At 73.2% G+C, this 15191-nt stretch carries 11 protein-coding genes; 3 read left to right on the top strand and 8 right to left on the bottom strand.

From position 1 onward, the window contains the following. Position 1 precedes the first annotated feature (1 nt). From murD to mraZ, 8 genes are all read right to left on the bottom strand, one after another. The gene (gene murD, locus ABEB17_RS09695; RefSeq protein WP_345716497.1) at positions 2-1498 is read right to left on the bottom strand and encodes a UDP-N-acetylmuramoyl-L-alanine--D-glutamate ligase; all 1497 of its coding nucleotides are present in this window, start codon (positions 1496-1498) and stop codon (positions 2-4) included. Then, positions 1495-2595, bottom strand: coding sequence for a phospho-N-acetylmuramoyl-pentapeptide-transferase (gene mraY / locus ABEB17_RS09690; RefSeq protein ID WP_345716496.1), 1101 nt, complete (start codon positions 2593-2595; stop codon positions 1495-1497). Before mraY ends, murD begins: the two co-directional genes overlap by 4 nt. Next, positions 2592-3974, bottom strand: coding sequence for a UDP-N-acetylmuramoyl-tripeptide--D-alanyl-D-alanine ligase (locus ABEB17_RS09685; RefSeq protein ID WP_345716495.1), 1383 nt, complete (start codon positions 3972-3974; stop codon positions 2592-2594). Before ABEB17_RS09685 ends, mraY begins: the two co-directional genes overlap by 4 nt. Next, on the bottom strand, positions 3971-5527 hold the full coding sequence (locus ABEB17_RS09680) for a UDP-N-acetylmuramoyl-L-alanyl-D-glutamate--2,6-diaminopimelate ligase (RefSeq protein ID WP_345716494.1): 1557 nt from the start codon (positions 5525-5527) through the stop codon (positions 3971-3973). The genes ABEB17_RS09685 and ABEB17_RS09680 overlap by 4 nt, the downstream gene beginning before the upstream one ends. Before the next feature lie 10 nt (positions 5528-5537). Next, positions 5538-7532 carry a peptidoglycan D,D-transpeptidase FtsI family protein gene (locus ABEB17_RS09675; RefSeq protein WP_345716493.1) on the bottom strand — a complete coding sequence of 665 codons (1995 nt, stop codon included), beginning with the start codon at positions 7530-7532 and terminating at the stop codon, positions 5538-5540. Between the two features lie 2 nt (positions 7533-7534). Continuing rightward, the gene (gene ftsL / locus ABEB17_RS09670; RefSeq protein WP_345716492.1) at positions 7535-8110 is read right to left on the bottom strand and encodes a cell division protein FtsL; all 576 of its coding nucleotides are present in this window, start codon (positions 8108-8110) and stop codon (positions 7535-7537) included. After that, the gene (gene rsmH, locus ABEB17_RS09665) at positions 8107-9084 is read right to left on the bottom strand and encodes a 16S rRNA (cytosine(1402)-N(4))-methyltransferase RsmH (RefSeq protein WP_345716491.1); all 978 of its coding nucleotides are present in this window, start codon (positions 9082-9084) and stop codon (positions 8107-8109) included. The genes ftsL and rsmH overlap by 4 nt, the downstream gene beginning before the upstream one ends. Before the next feature lie 183 nt (positions 9085-9267). Then, a complete protein-coding gene (mraZ, locus tag ABEB17_RS09660) occupies positions 9268-9699 on the bottom strand; it encodes a division/cell wall cluster transcriptional repressor MraZ (RefSeq protein ID WP_345716490.1) in 432 nt (143 codons plus the stop codon). A gap of 681 nt (positions 9700-10380) precedes the next feature. Between mraZ and ABEB17_RS09655 the strand changes: the two genes are divergently transcribed. From ABEB17_RS09655 to ABEB17_RS09645, 3 genes are read left to right on the top strand one after another with little or no spacing between them, the layout of a single operon-like run. Continuing rightward, on the top strand, positions 10381-11361 hold the full coding sequence (locus ABEB17_RS09655) for an AAA family ATPase (protein WP_345717318.1): 981 nt from the start codon (positions 10381-10383) through the stop codon (positions 11359-11361). A 10-nt stretch (positions 11362-11371) separates the two neighbouring features. Then, positions 11372-12697: a DUF58 domain-containing protein gene (locus ABEB17_RS09650; RefSeq protein ID WP_345716489.1), complete on the top strand. Its 1326-nt coding sequence runs from the start codon at positions 11372-11374 to the stop codon at positions 12695-12697. Further along, positions 12694-15096: a transglutaminase TgpA family protein gene (locus ABEB17_RS09645; RefSeq protein WP_345716488.1), complete on the top strand. Its 2403-nt coding sequence runs from the start codon at positions 12694-12696 to the stop codon at positions 15094-15096. The genes ABEB17_RS09650 and ABEB17_RS09645 overlap by 4 nt, the downstream gene beginning before the upstream one ends. The last annotated feature ends 95 nt before the right edge of the window (positions 15097-15191 follow it).

Below are 15191 nucleotides of genomic sequence, written 5' to 3'. Positions count from 1 at the left end.
GCTACTCCCCCTGCCGTGACCGAGTGAACCGGTGGACGGCGGCGGCGAACTCCTCCCCGCGCTGGGCGTAGTCGCGGAACTGGTCCATCGACGCCGCCGCCGGGGCGAGCAGCACGGTGTCGCCGGGGTGCGCCAGACCTGCGGCGCGGCGCACGACGTCGTCCATGAGGCCAGTCTCCGACGGGTCGACCTCCACGACCGGGACATCCGGCGCGTGTCGCGCGATCGCCCGGGCGATCTGGTCCCGGTCCCGACCGATCAGCACGGCGGCGCGCAGGCGCGGCGCGTGCACCCGGACCAGGTCGTCGACGTCCGCGCCCTTGAGCAGCCCGCCGGCCACCCAGACCACGTGCTCGAACGCGGCCAGCGACGCGGCAGCAGCCGGCGGGTTGGTCGCCTTGGAGTCGTCGACCCAGGTCACGCCGTCCACCGTGGCGACGTGCGCGATGCGGTGCGGGTCGGGCCGGAACCCGCGCAGGCCGTTGCGCACCGCGGCGGGTGGCACCCCGGCCGCCCGGGCCAGCGCGGCCGCGGCCAGCGCGTTCGACACCTGGTGGGGGGCCAGCACCGGGGAGTCGCCCTGGACGTCGTCCAGCGTGCCGAGCTCGGCGGCCGACGTGCGGCGCTCCTCGACGAACGCCCGGTCGGCCAGCACGTCGTCCACCACCCCGACCATCCCGACCGACGGGGTGCCGAGGGTGAAGCCGATCGCGCGGCAGCCGTCGGTGACGTCGGCGTCGCGCACCAGCTGCTCGGTCCGCGGGTCCTGCACGTTGTAGACGCAGGCCACCTCGGTGCGCTCGTACACCTCGCCCTTGTCCCGGGTGTAGGCCTCGAGGCTGCCGTGCCAGTCGAGGTGGTCGGGCGCGACGTTGAGGACGGCGCTGGCCAGCGGCGCCACGGAGCGGGCCCGGTCCGGTCCCAACCAGTGCAGCTGGAAGCTGGACAGCTCGACGGCCAGCACGTCCAGCGGCTGCTCGGAGAGCACGGCGTGCAGGATCGGCGTCCCCACGTTGCCCACGGCCGCGGCCTTGAGCCCCGCCGCCTCGAGCATCGACGCGAGCATCCGGACGGTCGTGGTCTTGCCGTTCGTCCCGGTCAGGGTCAGCCAGGGCGGACCGCCGTGCGCCGGACGCATCCGCCAGGCCAGCTCGACCTCGCCCCAGACCGGGATCCCAGCCGCGGCTGCTGCGGCGAGCACGGGCTGCTCAGGCCGCCAGCCCGGCGAGGTCACCACCAGGTCGGGGCGCCCGGGCAGCGACGTCGTCGCATCGTCACCCAGCCGGACGTCGGCTCCCATGATGCGCAGGATCTCGGCCCGCTCCTGCTCGGCGGCGCCCTCTCGACCGTCCAGCACGACCAGACGGGCCCCGCGTTGCAGCAGCGCGTCGGCGGCGGCGAACCCGCTGACCGCCAACCCGGCCACGACGACGTCGAGGCCGGCCCAGTCCGCGTCGCAGTCGGTCAGGGCGTCGAGCCGGCCAGCCGCCTCGCTCACGAACCGACCACCCACTCCGCGTAGAAGATGCCCAGGCCGAGGGCCACGAACAGTCCGGCGATGATCCAGAACCGGATGACGATGGTGACCTCGTGCCAGCCGAGCAGCTCGAAGTGGTGCTGCAGCGGTGCCATCCGGAAGACCCGTCTGCCGGTCAGCTTGAACGAGCCGACCTGGATGATGACGGAGAGCGTGATGAGCACGAAGAGGCCGCCGACGACGAGCAGCAGCAGCTCGGTGCGGGTCGTGATCGCCAGGCCGGCCAGCGCGCCGCCGAGGGCGAGCGACCCCGTGTCGCCCATGAAGATCTTCGCGGGCGAGGCGTTCCACCACAGGAACCCGATGCACGCGCCCATCAGGCAGGCGGCGACCACCGCCAGGTCACGAGGATCGCGGACCTCGTAGCACTTCAGGGCGGTCGCCCCGGTCTCGCCGTCGCCGAGCAGCTGGCAGCTCTGGTTGGACTGCCAGGTGCCGATCAGCACGTACGCCGCGAACACCAGCGTGCTGGCCCCGGTGGCCAGGCCGTCCAGGCCGTCGGTGAGGTTCACGCCGTTGCTGGTCGCCGCGATCATCACGTACGCCCAGATGCAGAACAGGATGACGCCGAGCGTGGCCCCCGCGAACGCGAAGTCGAACCGGGTGTCCCGGATGAACGAGATCTGGGTCGAGGCCGGGGTGCGGAACTTGTGGTTGGGGAACTGCAGCACCAGCACGGCGAACAGCAGGGCCACCACCGACTGCCCGATGAGCTTGGGCACGGTGCGCAGCCCGAGGCTGCGCTGCTTGCTGATCTTGATGAAGTCGTCCAGGAAGCCGACGACGCCGAGGCCGGTCATCAGGAACAGCACCAGGATCGCGCTCATCGTCGGCGGGTTCGTGGTGATGAGGTGGGCCGCGCCGTAGGCCAGCAGCGCCGCCAGGATGATGACCGTGCCGCCCATGGTCGGCGTGCCGCGCTTGGTGTGGTGCGACGTCGGGCCGTCGTCCCGGATGAACTGGCCGTACCCCTGCTTGGTGAGCCAGCGGATGTACACCGGCGTGCCCAGCAGCGAGACCATCAGCGAGACGGCAGCCGCGATCAGGACGGCCCTCATGCGCCCACCCCCGCGAGTCGGTCCCCGAGATGGCGCAGGCCGGCGTCCCGGCTCGACTTCAACAGCACGACGTCCCCTGGTTTCAGCTGCTCGGCGAGCAGCGCGTAGGCCGCCTCGACGTCCGGCACGTGCATGGACTCCTCCCCCCAGGATCCCTCCTGGGTGGCACCGGTGTGGATCGCGCGGGCCCCCGGGCCGACGGCGACGAGCCGCGACACGTTGAGCCGCACCGCGAGCCGGCCGATGCGGTCGTGCTCGTCGATCGTGCTGTCCCCCAGCTCGAGCATCTCGCCGAGGACGGCCCAGGTGCGGCGCCCCTCGCCCATGCTGGCCAGCGCCTTCAGTGCGGCTCGCATCGAGTCCGGGTTGGCGTTGTAGGCGTCGTTCACGATGCGCACTCCGTCCGGGCGCTCCGTGACCTCCATCCGCCAGCGGCTCGCCGGGCGGGCCCGGCCCAGCGCCTGCGCGACGTCCGGCAGCGACATCCCGAGCTCGAGGGCCACGGCGGCGACCGCGAGCGCGTTGCCGACCTGGTGCTCGCCGTGCAGCGCGAGCCGGACCGGGGCCGCCTCGGCGCCGCGCTGCAACGAGAACGACGCCCGGGCCTGGTCGTCGAGCAGGACGTCGGCGGCGCGCACCTCGGCGTCCTCGGAGCGCCCGACCAGGACGACCCGGCCGGCCGTGGCGCCGGCCATGGCTCGGACCCGCGGGTCGTCGGCGTTCAGCACGGCGACCCCGTCGGGGGTGAGCGCCTGCACGAGCTCGGCCTTGGCGCGGGCGATGACCTCGACGGAGCCGAACTCCCCCACGTGCGCGGCGCCGACGTTCAGGACGACCGCGACGTCCGGGCGCACGATCTCGGTCAGGTAGCGGATGTGGCCCAGGCCGCGCGCGCCCATCTCGACGACGACGTGGGCGGTGCCGGGCTCGACCCGGCAGACGGTCAGCGGGACGCCGACCTCGCCGTTGTAGGACTCCACGGTGGCGACGGTCGGCCCGTGCTCGGCCAGCACCTGGGCCAGCAGGTCCTTGGTGCTCGTCTTGCCCGAGGACCCGGTGATCGCGACCACCCGCAGCCCCGGCACCCGCTGCGCCACCTCGTGCGCGATCGCCCCGAACGCGAGCTGGACGTCGTCGACGACCAGGGTGCCCAGCTCGTCCGCCGGCCGCTCGGCCAGCACCGCCACGGCGCCACGCCCGACGGCCTGCGGCACGTAGTCCATCCCGTCCGCGTGCTCACCCCGGCGCGCGACGTAGAGGCTGCCGGGGCCGCAGAGACGGGCATCCGTGACGACCTCGCCGTCCACCAGCGTCGTGGGGTCGCCGTGCAGCCGGGCGCCGGTCGCGGCGGCCAGCTCGGCCAGGGTCAGCGGGATCACGAGCGGGCCTCACGCAGGGCCCGAGCGAGCTCGGCCCGGTCGTCGAACGGATGGACGACGCCAGCGACCTCCTGGCCGGGTTCGTGGCCCTTGCCGGCGACGAGCAGGACGTCACCGGGGCCGGCGGCCTGCCGGACGCCCTCCTCGATGGCGGCCCGGCGGTCGCCGACCTCGATCACCTCGACTCCGTCCACCGCGGCGGACCTGGCACCAGCCAGGACGGCGGTGCGGATCGCGGCCGGGTCCTCGGTGCGCGGGTTGTCGTCGGTGACCACCACGACGTCGGCGTAGCGGGCCGCGGCACCACCCATGCCAGGACGCTTGCCGGGGTCGCGGTCCCCACCCGCACCGAGGACGACGACCAGGCGACCGGACGCCGCCGGCCGCAGCGCCTGCAGGGCCGCGCCGACCGCGTCGGGGGTGTGCGCGTAGTCGACCACCGCGAGCGGGTCGCGGCCGGGCTCGCTGACCCGCTCCATGCGCCCGGGGACGCCGTCGGCGGCGGCCAACCCGCTGCGCACCTGCTCGGCGCTCAGCCCGGCGGTCAGCAGCATCACGGCGGCCAGGGCGGCGTTGAGCACGTTGAAGTCGCCTGGGAGCGGGCAGCGCAGGGCCAGCTCCTGCCCCGCCTGGTCGGCGAGCACGAAGTCGATCCCCCCGGCCCGCGGCGAACGGCGCACGACCCGCCAGTGCGTGTCGGCGTCCGGTCGGCCGGACAGCGTGGTCACCGGGACGGTGGCGCCGGCTGCGGCGTGCCGCGAGCCCTCGTCGTCCACGACGACGACGGCCCGGCGGCTGTGCGCGGGGGTGAGCAGCAGCTCCTTGGCCGCCAGGTACGTGTCCATGTCCCCGTGCAGCTCGAGGTGGTCCTGGCTGAAGTTGGTGAAGCCGGCGACGTCCATGACGGCGCCGTCCACCCGGTGCTGGGCCAGTGCCTGGCTGGACACCTCCATCGAGCAGACCTGGACCCCGCGCTCGCGCATCGTGGCGAGCAGCGCGTGCAGGTCGGGGGCCTCGGGCGTGGTGCGCACACTGGGGACGCGGACGTCGGCGACCCGGGTCTCGACCGTGCCGACCAGTCCGGTGCTGCGGCCCGCAGCCCGCAGCACGGCGTCCATCAGGTACGTCGTGGTGGTCTTGCCGTTCGTCCCCGTCACGCCCAGCAGGGTCACGTCCCCCGCCGGGTTGCCGTAGACCGTCGAGGCGACCCAGCCCAGCACCGCCCGGGGGTCGGCGGTGACCAGCACGGGAAGGTCGACCCCTGCCGCGGCCACCAGGGTCGCTCCGTGCTCGTCGGTGAGCACGGCCCGAGCTCCGGACGCGGCGGTCGCGGCGGCGAACTCGGCGCCGTGCACCCGCGATCCCGGCAGGGCTGCGTAGAGGTCACCGGGACGCACGGACCGGGAGTCCAGGGTCACCCCGAGCACCCGGGACGCGAGTGCCTCAGCGGGGCACCGGATCGGCTCCGGGGAGGTGTCGACGACCTCGCGCAGCGTGCACCCCGTCGAGATCGATGGGCGCAGCCCGGGCGACGTCACAGCGGCTGCAGACACGGTGGCGAGGCTACCGGTCCTTCGGGGTGAGCCGGATCGTGGGCGACTTCGACCCGGTCGGCGGGATCTGCATCTTCTGCAGCGCGTAGGTCATCACGTCCTTGAACACCGGCGCGGCGACCGTGCCGCCGAAGTACCCACGGACCGGACGCTGCAGGGTGACCGCGACGACCAGCTGGGGGTCGTCCGCGGGGGCCATGCCGATGAAGGAGCCGGTGTAGCCGCGGTAGCAGCCGCACGTCGGGTCGAAGCGCTGCGCCGTACCCGTCTTGCCGGCCACCCGGTACCCGGCGATTTTGGCCTCGGGCGCGGTGCCGTCCTTGCTGACCACGCCCTCGAGCATCCGGCGCAGGGTGGCCGCCGTCTTGGCGCTGACCACCCGCGTCTGCTTCGGGGCCGCGGCCGGCTTCAGGGTGCCGTTGGCGTCGACGGTGCCGGCCACCAGCTCGGGCTGCACCCGCACGCCGTCGTTGGCGATGGTCTGGTAGACCCCGGCCGCCTGCACCGCGTTCACCGACAGGCCCTGGCCGAAGAGCACCGTGTACCGCTGCGACCCGCTCCAGTCCTGCGGCTGGGCCAGGATGCCCCGGCTCTCGCCGGGGAAGGCCAGACCGGAGGGCTGCCCGATGCCGAACTTGTTCAGGTAGGAGTACATGGTCGTCGGCGCGAGCTTCTCGCCGGCCATGATCGTGCCGACGTTGCTGGACTTCGCCAGCACCCCGGCGAACGTCAGGGCCTCGACGGCGTGCGCGTGGGAGTCGTGGAAGACCTTGCCGGCCCGGTGGATCTCGCCGGGCACCTCGAAGGGCGTCGACGGGGTGACGACGCCTTCCTCGAGTGCGGCGGCGGCGGTCATCACCTTGCTGGTCGAGCCGGGCTCGTAGACCTCGGACAGTGCGCGGTTGGACAGGTTCGCCGGCTTGCTCTGCGCCGGCACGTTCGGGTCGAACGTCGGGGCGTTCGCCAGCGCCAGGATCCTGCCGTCCACCGACATCACGACGACCGTCCCGGACAGGGCGCCGGTCTCCTTGACCTTGGCGGCGAGCGCCTGCTCGGCCTTCCACTGCAGGTCGCGGTCGAGGGTCAGCTGCACGGTGCTGCCCGGCACCGCGGCCTTCTGCGCGATGTCGCCGGTCGGGATGTGCCGACCCTGCGGGTCGCGCTCGTACGTCTGGCTGCCGGGCGTCCCGGTGAGCAGCTTGTTCAGCTTGAGCTCGAGGCCGGCGAGCGGCGTGTTGTCCTTCCCGACGAACCCGACGACGGAGGCGCCGACGCCGTCCGCCGGGTAGGACCGCTGGGTGGTGCGCTCGGGGTAGATCCCGGTCACGCCGAGGGCGTCCACCTTGCGCCACACCTCGGGGGTGACCCCCTTGGTGATGTAGGCGAAGCGCCGGGTGCCGGTGAGCTTGGCCTCGACGGTCGCGACGTCCATCCCGAGCACCGGTGCCAGCGCGGCAGCGGCACCGGCGATCCCCAACGTGACCTCATGCTTCTTGCCGGTGACCGGATCCCGCTCGTACTTCTTGTAGAGCTGCACGGTCGTCTGGTCGACGGTGACGTTGTAGCGCTCCAGGCTGGTGGCCAGCACGACGCCGCTGCGGTCCACGATCTCGCCGCGGGCGGCCGACACCGGCACGGTGGTCAGCCGGCTGCCGAGAGCCTGCTCGGCCATCGCGGACGCGTCCAGCGCCTGCAACCGCAGCAGCTGCACCGCGAACAGGCTCAGGACGAAGCAGACCCCGATGAACATGGCGCGCGCCCGGCGCTGCGGATGCCCCAATTTGGGGCGGCGAGCAGGCGGAGGCGGCGGACGACGTCCGCCGCGCTGCTGGGACGCCGGCCGCCCGGCCGCCCGGGCCGAGCGCTGCGCGGCCGGGCGGGTGGTCGAGCGAGGGGTCGGACGGGTGGTGGTCCGGCTCGCCGAACGGGCGGCGGGCTTGCGCTGGGCGGGCACCCGGTTGGGGGTGCCGGAACGGGCGGAGCCGCGTGCCCCCTTGGCGTCCACCCTCACCTCGTTCTCGTGGCCCCGGCGGTGGCCGTGGCGTGCTGTCCGGTCGTCTTCGTCGGCTTCGCCGCGTTCTTGGGCTTGGTCGTCACGCCCGCGGTGGCCGTCGGGGCAGCCGCGCCCGTCGCCTTCACGGTAGGCGCCGGAGGGGCTGTCGCCCGGGTCGCCACGCCGACCAGCCGCCCGTCGGGCAGGAGCACGAAGGCCGCCCCCTGCGACGGCACCATGCCCAGGGCCCTGGCCCGGCTGGCCAGTCGCTCCGGGGCGGCCTGGCTGTCGATGGACTGGCGCAGCGACTGCTGCTGGTCGCCGAGCTCGTCGGAGCGCTCCTGCAGGTCGTGCAGGGTGAACGAGCCCTGGGCGAGCGCAGTGTTGATCATCAGCAGCCCCAGCAGGCCGCCGACCAGGAGCAGCATGCAGCCGATCACGAAGGCCGTCCGGCCGCGGTCGACCGCCGGCGCGTGCACGACCCGCAGGCTCGCTCGCGGGGCGCGGGGGGTGGGGCGGGCGGTCGGGGTCGGGGTACCGGTGGCGGACGCGGAGCGCCGGTGCGCCGTGGCGGCGAGGGTCTGGCTCATGCTGCGCTCCTTCCGGGGCGGGTCCGTTCCGCGGCCCGCAACCGCGCGGAGGCGGCCCGGGAGTTCGTCTCCAGCTCGTCTGCGTCCGGCACCTCGGCGCCGCGGGTCAGCAGGCGCAGGTACGGCGCGTGCTGGGGCAGCTCCACCGGCAGGTCCGGCGGTGCACTGCTGTGCGCCCCCGCGGCCAGCTCGCGCTTGACCATGCGGTCCTCGAGCGAGTGGTACGCCAGGACGGCGATCCGGCCACCGACGGCCAGCGCGTCCACAGCGGCCGGGAGGGCCGCTGCCAGGGCGTCCAGCTCACCGTTGACCTCGATGCGCAGAGCCTGGAAGGTGCGCTTGGCCGGGTTGCCGCCCTTGTGCCGCGTCGCCGCCGGCACGTTGGCCCGGACGAGCTCGACCAGCCGGGCGGACGTCGTGAAGGGCTCGACGGCGCGTTCGCGGACCACTGCCGCGGCGATCCGCCGGGCGAACCGCTCCTCGCCGTACTCGCGCAGGATGCGGGTGAGGTCCCCGGCGTCGTAGGTGTTGAGCACCTCGGCGGCGGTCAGGTCCTCGCCCGCGTCCATCCGCATGTCCAGCGGTGCATCCACCCGGTAGGCGAAGCCGCGGTCGTCCTCGTCGAGCTGCAGCGACGAGACACCGAGGTCGAGCAGGACCCCGGCCACCGGTCCGAGACCGAGCCGGTCGAGGACCTCACCGATCTCGTCGTACACCGCGTGCACCAGGCGGACCCGGTCCCCGAACGGGGTGAGCCGCTCCCCCGCCAGTGCCAGCGCCTCCCGGTCGCGGTCGATCCCGACCAGGACGGCGTCCGGGCAGGCCGTCAGCAACGCCTCGGCGTGCCCACCCATCCCCAGCGTTCCGTCGACGACGACCGCGCCCGGCTCGCCGAGTGCGGGCGCGAGCAGCGACACGATGCGCGACAGCATGACCGGCGCGTGCCGCGAGGCGGCGTCGCCGGTCCGCGTCATGGTCGTTCCTCTCGTCAGGGGGTCGGGTCGAGCTGTCGGCTGGGTCCTGCGGCCGTCCGGCCTGGTCCCCAACCGCTCCGAGGGTTCGGCCTGGCACCGGGGAAGGTGCGCCAGGACAGCGGGAGCGGGTGGAGACCAGGACTGACGGATGGGGCAGACGGGTGGGCAGCGGGTCGGTGCGGGTCAGAGCAGTCCCGGGACCACCTCTTCCGCCTGCTCGGAGAAGGCCTGCTCGCTGGCGGCGAGGTAGTCGTTCCAGGCGGTCGCGTCCCAGATCTCGATGCGGGCGCCGGTCCCGATGACCGCGAGGTCGCGCCCCAGACCGGCGTACTCGCGCAGCACGGTCGGGATGGTGACCCGGCCCTGCTTGTCCGGCACCTCGTCGCTCGCGCCGGACAGGAACACGCGCAGGTAGTCGCGCACCGCACGACTGGTGACGGGTGCGGACCTCAGCTGCTCCGCGACCCGGCCGAACTCGTCCATCGCGAAGACGTACAGGCACCGCTCCTGACCGCGGGTGACCACCAGGCCACCGGCGAGCTTGTCGCGGAACTTCGCGGGCAGGATCAGCCGGCCCTTGTCGTCCAGCTTGGGCGAGTGCGTGCCAAGGAACATCACGCACCTCCCTCCCCGAACCGCGGACCTGAACCGCCTGCCGACCCTGCACCGACCTGCCGGCGAGATCCCCCCATCCCTCCGACGTCCTCCACATTACTCCACTTCACTCCCCGGTCAAGCAGGTTCGGCCATTTGGGGAAGGTCACGGCACGACAAAACCGCAGGTCAGCAGGGATGAAACGGACATCTCGCGGGTGGAGGGCGATCGGCGCCGACGGCGCGGATCAGCCACCCCGCTCACGGTGGGAGCCGAACTGCTGAGCACGTCGTCGGCTTCAGGTGGGCGCCGAGCCGCGCGGCCGGGGCCGACCGTGGAGCGAAGTGGAGGCCCGCCCCGGCGCGAGAGAATCACGCCGCGTTCGAACCGGAACCGCTTGGCACCCGTACACGTTGTGACGGCGGGTTGCTGCTCCATCCGGGTGACCTGGCCAGACGAACCGGACGTCAGGACACGAAAAGGGAACGGACAGGACACGGGACGGTACGTCGTGACTGCCCGATGTCCCTGGTCGGTGCCAGACTTCACTCTCGCCAGGTGGGGTGTTCGCGCCGACAATGGATCGACGTGCGTCTTCGCCGTGAGCGAGTCAGCAGTGCGCGAGTCAGTAGCCGATGGTCAGTAGCCGATGGTCAGCAGCAGATGGTCAGAAGCCCGATGCAGGAGGCCCCGTGAGCGCGATGAGCGCCCCGCAGACCCGATCCGACCTGGACCTGGCGCAGCTGCGCCGGACCACCGGAGCCATTGCCGACGCCATCGGCTCGGTCATCGAGGGGAAGCCGGACGTCGTCCGGATCGCCCTGACCGCCCTGCTCGCCGAGGGGCACCTGCTGATCGAGGACGTCCCCGGCGTCGGCAAGACCATGCTCGCCAAGGCCATGGCCCGGGCCATCGACTGCAGCGTGCGCCGGGTGCAGTTCACCCCTGACCTGCTGCCCAGCGACGTCACCGGGGTGAGCATCTACAACCAGGAGACCCGCGACTTCGAGTTCAAGCCCGGCGCGATCTTCGCGAACGTCGTCCTCGGTGACGAGATCAACCGCGCCTCACCGAAGACGCAGTCGGCCCTGCTCGAGTGCATGGAGGAGCGCCAGGTCACCGTGGACGGCGTCACCTACCACCTGGAGGCCCCGTTCATCGTCGTCGCCACCCAGAACCCGATCGAGATGGAGGGCACCTACCCGCTGCCTGAGGCGCAGCGGGACCGCTTCCTGGCGCGCGTCTCGATGGGTTACCCGGGCACGGCCTCCGAGCTCGCGATGCTCAGCAGCCACGGCTCGTCGTCCCCGCTGGACCTGGTGCAGCCCGTGGCCACCGCGGCGGACGTGCGCGAGCTCGTGGCCCAGACCCGCGAGGTGTGGGTCTCCGAGGCCGTCAAGCAGTACGTCGTGGACATCTCCGAGTCCACCCGGTCCACCTCCGACCTGCGACTCGGGGCCTCGCCGCGAGCGACCCTGCACCTGCTGCGGGCGGCCCGCGCGCAGGCGGCCCTCGAGGGTCGGGACCACGTCCTGCCGGACGACGTGCAGTCGTTGGCGGTCCCGGTCCTCGCCCACCGGCTGCTGCTGACCCCCGACGCGCTGCTGGCCCGGCGGACGGCGCAGGACGTCGTCACGAACCTCGTGCAGCGGGTGCCGGTGCCCGCCGGCCCGGTGAGCTGACGGCCCCACGGTGACCCTGCGCGCCTCTCGCCGCAAGCTCGGCCGCACCCTGCTCGGGCCGCTGTCGCGGCTCACCACGCGGGGTCGCGCAGTGCTCGCGGCCGGCCTCACGTGCGCGTTGTGCGCAGTCGTGCTCGGCCAGCAGGACCTGCTGCGGGTCGGGGTGCTGCTCGCCCTCGTTCCCGTGCTGACCGTCGTGGTGCTGGGCCGGTCGCGCTACCGGCTCGCCTGCTCCCGGTCGGTCTCCCCGGTCCGGGTCGAGGTGGGCAAGGCGTCCCAGGTGGTGCTCGAGGTGGCCAACGTGTCCAGCACGCGTTGCGGCATGGTCCTGGCCGAGGAGCAGGTGCCCTACACGCTCGGCACCCGCCCGCGATTCGTCCTGCCCGGGCTGGAGCCCGGCGAGCGCCGAGCCGTCAGCTACCCGGTGCGCTCGGACGTCCGTGGCCGCTTCCTGATCGGCCCGCTCAGCCTGACCCTCACGGACCCGTTCGGCATGGGTGAGCACCGCCGCTCGTTCACCGCACGAGACCAGCTGATCGTCATCCCGCGGGTGGTGGCACTCCCCCCGGTGCAGCTCCCGGGCGACTGGAGCGGGTCGGGCGACAGCCGGCCGCGGGCCGTCTCGGCCTCCGGGGAGGACGACGTCACGACCCGCGAGTACCACCAGGGCGACGACCTGCGGCGGGTGCACTGGCGATCCACCGCCCGTCGCGGCGAGCTCATGGTCCGCCGCGAGGAGCAGCCCTGGCAGAGCCGGGCCACCCTGCTGCTGGACCGCCGCCGGGCGGCCCACCGCGGCGACGGCAGCGCCTCCAGCTTCGAGTGGGCGGTCTCGGCCATCGGCTCCGTCGCGGTGCACCTGGCCGCCCGCGGCTACGCGGTGCGCATGGTGGACGGCACCGAGGGTCAGGAGTCGGCGAACCCCTGGGCGCACATCTCGAGCGGCGGCGAGTCCACCTCGTCGGCCGTCCTGGACACGTTGTCCGCCGTGAGCGCCGGCGGCGAGATCGAGCTGCGACGAGCCGTGCACGCCGCGGCTCGGGCCGCCACGGGCGGCCTCGTCGTCGCCGCGCTCGGCGAGATCGACGCGCAGGACACCTCGCTGCTCGCGAGCCTGCACCAGGCGGGCACCAACTGCATCGCCCTGGTCGCCGACACCACGTCGGCCATCAACGACGCCACGCTGCGCGCGGAGGTGTCGGCCCGCACGATGGCGCAGGTCGAGCAGCTGAGGGCCGCCGGCTGGGACGTCGTGCCGGTGCGCAGCCAGGAGCCGCTGGATCACACCTGGCGACGGATCGGCGCCGGTCGCACGGTCGGGGGGGCCCGGCGATGACCAGGGACCGACTCGCTCCCGTGCTGGCTGCGCTAGCCACCCTGCTGACCACGTGGTCGCTCGCACCGGTCGTCGACGGCAAGGACTGGCAGGGGCCGTGCATCGTCCTCATCCTCGTGGTGATGGTCGTCGGCATGGGCGCCCGGGCCGCGCGCTTCCCGAAGGTGCTCGTCGCCCCGCTCCAGCTGGCGGCCGGCGGCATCGTGCTCACCACGGTGTTCGCCGGCGAGACGGCGATCGCCGGGCTGCTGCCCGGCCCGGCCGCCATCGCCCGGCTGGGAGACGTGGTGGCCGACGGCGGGGACACCATCAACCGCTACGCCGCACCGGTCCCGACGTCGCACGGCATCTCGCTGATCCTGGCCATCGGCGTGCTCTCCATCGCCGTGCTCGTCGACCTGCTCGTCGTCGGCCTGCGCGCGCCCGCCGCCGCGGGGATCCCGTTGCTCGCGCTGTACGCGGTTCCAGCAGCCGTCGTGCCCGACGGGTTGCAGTGGCGCTACTTCGTCGCTGCCGCCACGGGCTGGCTGCTGCTGCTCGCGCACGACGCGAGCAGCCGGGTGCTGCGCTGGGGCCGACTGCTTCCCCGCTGGGGTTCGGGTATCGGCGCCAGCCGCCAGACGTTCGGCAACGACACCGCGGCGATGGCCGCGACCGGCCGACGGGTCGGGCTCGCTGCCATCGCCCTCGCGGTGGTCGTTCCCGCAGCGCTGCCCGGTGTCTCCGACGGCCTGCTCACCCGTGGTGGCTCCGGCGGTACGACGACGGGACTGAACGGGGTGACCGTGATCAACCCCGTGCTGACGCTGCGAGACAACCTGACGCCGCGGCGCAACATCGAGATCCTGCGCTACAACACGACGCAGGCCGACGTGCAGCCGCTGCGCATCGTCACCGCCGACACGTTCGACGGCAACACCTGGAAGCCCGGCACCCGCGACGTCTCGCGGCGCAACCGGGCCAGCCAGGGCCTGCCGAACGCGCCCGGCCTGTCCCCCGAGGTATCGCAGAGCCAGTACACGATGAAGGTCGAGGTGAGCTCGAGTCTCGACCAGGACTTCCTGCCGCTGCCGTACCCGACCAAGCGAGTCGACATCAAGGGCGCCTGGCTGTACGACGCGTCCACCCTGAACGTGATCGGTGACGGCGAGACCGTGCGGGGCAAGGACTACAGCGTCACGTACCTCGCCGTGCGGCCGACCGTGGACCAGCTGCGCAACGCACCGGTCCTGCCGGACCAGTCGATGCAGGCCTACACGCGCCTGCCCCGCAGCCTGCCGGACGTCGTGGCGAACACCGCTCGCACGGTGACCAAGGGCCTGACCAACCAGTACGACCAGGCGATGGCGCTGCAGGAGTGGTTCCGCACCGGTGGCAAGTTCACCTACTCGACGGACGCACCCTCGGACTCCGGGGGCGACGCCGTGGCCGACTTCCTGCGCGAGCGCAAGGGCTTCTGCATCCAGTTCTCGTCCGCGATGGCCGTGATGGCTCGCTCGCTGGGCATCCCCGCCCGCATCGGGGTCGGGTTCCTGCCCGGCACCGTCGCCGAGGACAACTGGTGGACGGTCAAGCTCACCGACGCGCACGCGTGGCCCGAGCTGTACTTCCAGAACGTGGGGTGGGTTCGGTTCGAGCCGACCCCGGCCGCGCGCACCGGCTCCGCCCCGATCTGGGCGCAGGTCGGCGCCACCGGTTCCGCGACCAGCGGCCCGACGAGCGGCGCGACCGCCGGGGCGGGCGCGACGTCCACCGCCTCGCTCGACCCCCGGGTGGGCGCTCTGCAGGACGCCGAGGCGCGCGAGCGCACCGGCGAAGTAGATGCCGTCACGGCCAGCACGCAGGCGCAGGATCAGTCCCTCGGGCTGGGAGTCAAGGTCCTCGGCATCGCCCTGCTGCTGCTCGCGGCCCTGCTGGTCACACCGGTGACGGCGTGGCTCGGACGTCGTCGCCGCCGTCGCCGCGCCGCGCAGGACGGCGTGGATGCCGAGGCCTCGTGGGCCGACCTGCACGAGCAGGTCGCCGACCTGGGCATCCCGCTGTCGATGGCGCTCACCCCTCGACAGGTCGACCACCGGCTGCGCTCGGCCGCCGACCTGTCCGATGACTCCCAGGCGGCTCTGTCCCGGATCACCACGACGGTCGAACGCGCGCGGTACGCCCGCCCCGGCAGCCAGGCCGGGGATCTGCGCGGGGACGTCCGCACCGTCGTGCGAGCCGTCTCCGGGACGCGACCGCGCTCGCAGCGTCTGCGGGCCGTGCTCTACCCGCACTCGGGGACGTCGCGGATCAGCATGGCCGGCCGTCGGCTGGGCCGTGTCGTCGGCGGCTGGGACGAGCGCATCGCCCGCGCGACGCACCGGCTGCGCAAGCCGCGGCTGCACAAGAAGGAGCGCTAGCCACCTCGAGGCGGCGCGGGATCGGCACCCGACGTGCCGAGATCGGACATGAAGCGGCGCCCGGAAGGAAGCCTCCGGGCGCCGACGACGCGGTG

This window comes from Angustibacter luteus (assembly GCF_039541115.1).
Lineage (GTDB): Bacteria > Actinomycetota > Actinomycetes > Actinomycetales > Angustibacteraceae > Angustibacter > Angustibacter luteus.
The sequence above is the reverse complement of the archived record's forward strand: the minus strand, read 5'-3'. Positions and strand labels throughout refer to the sequence as shown.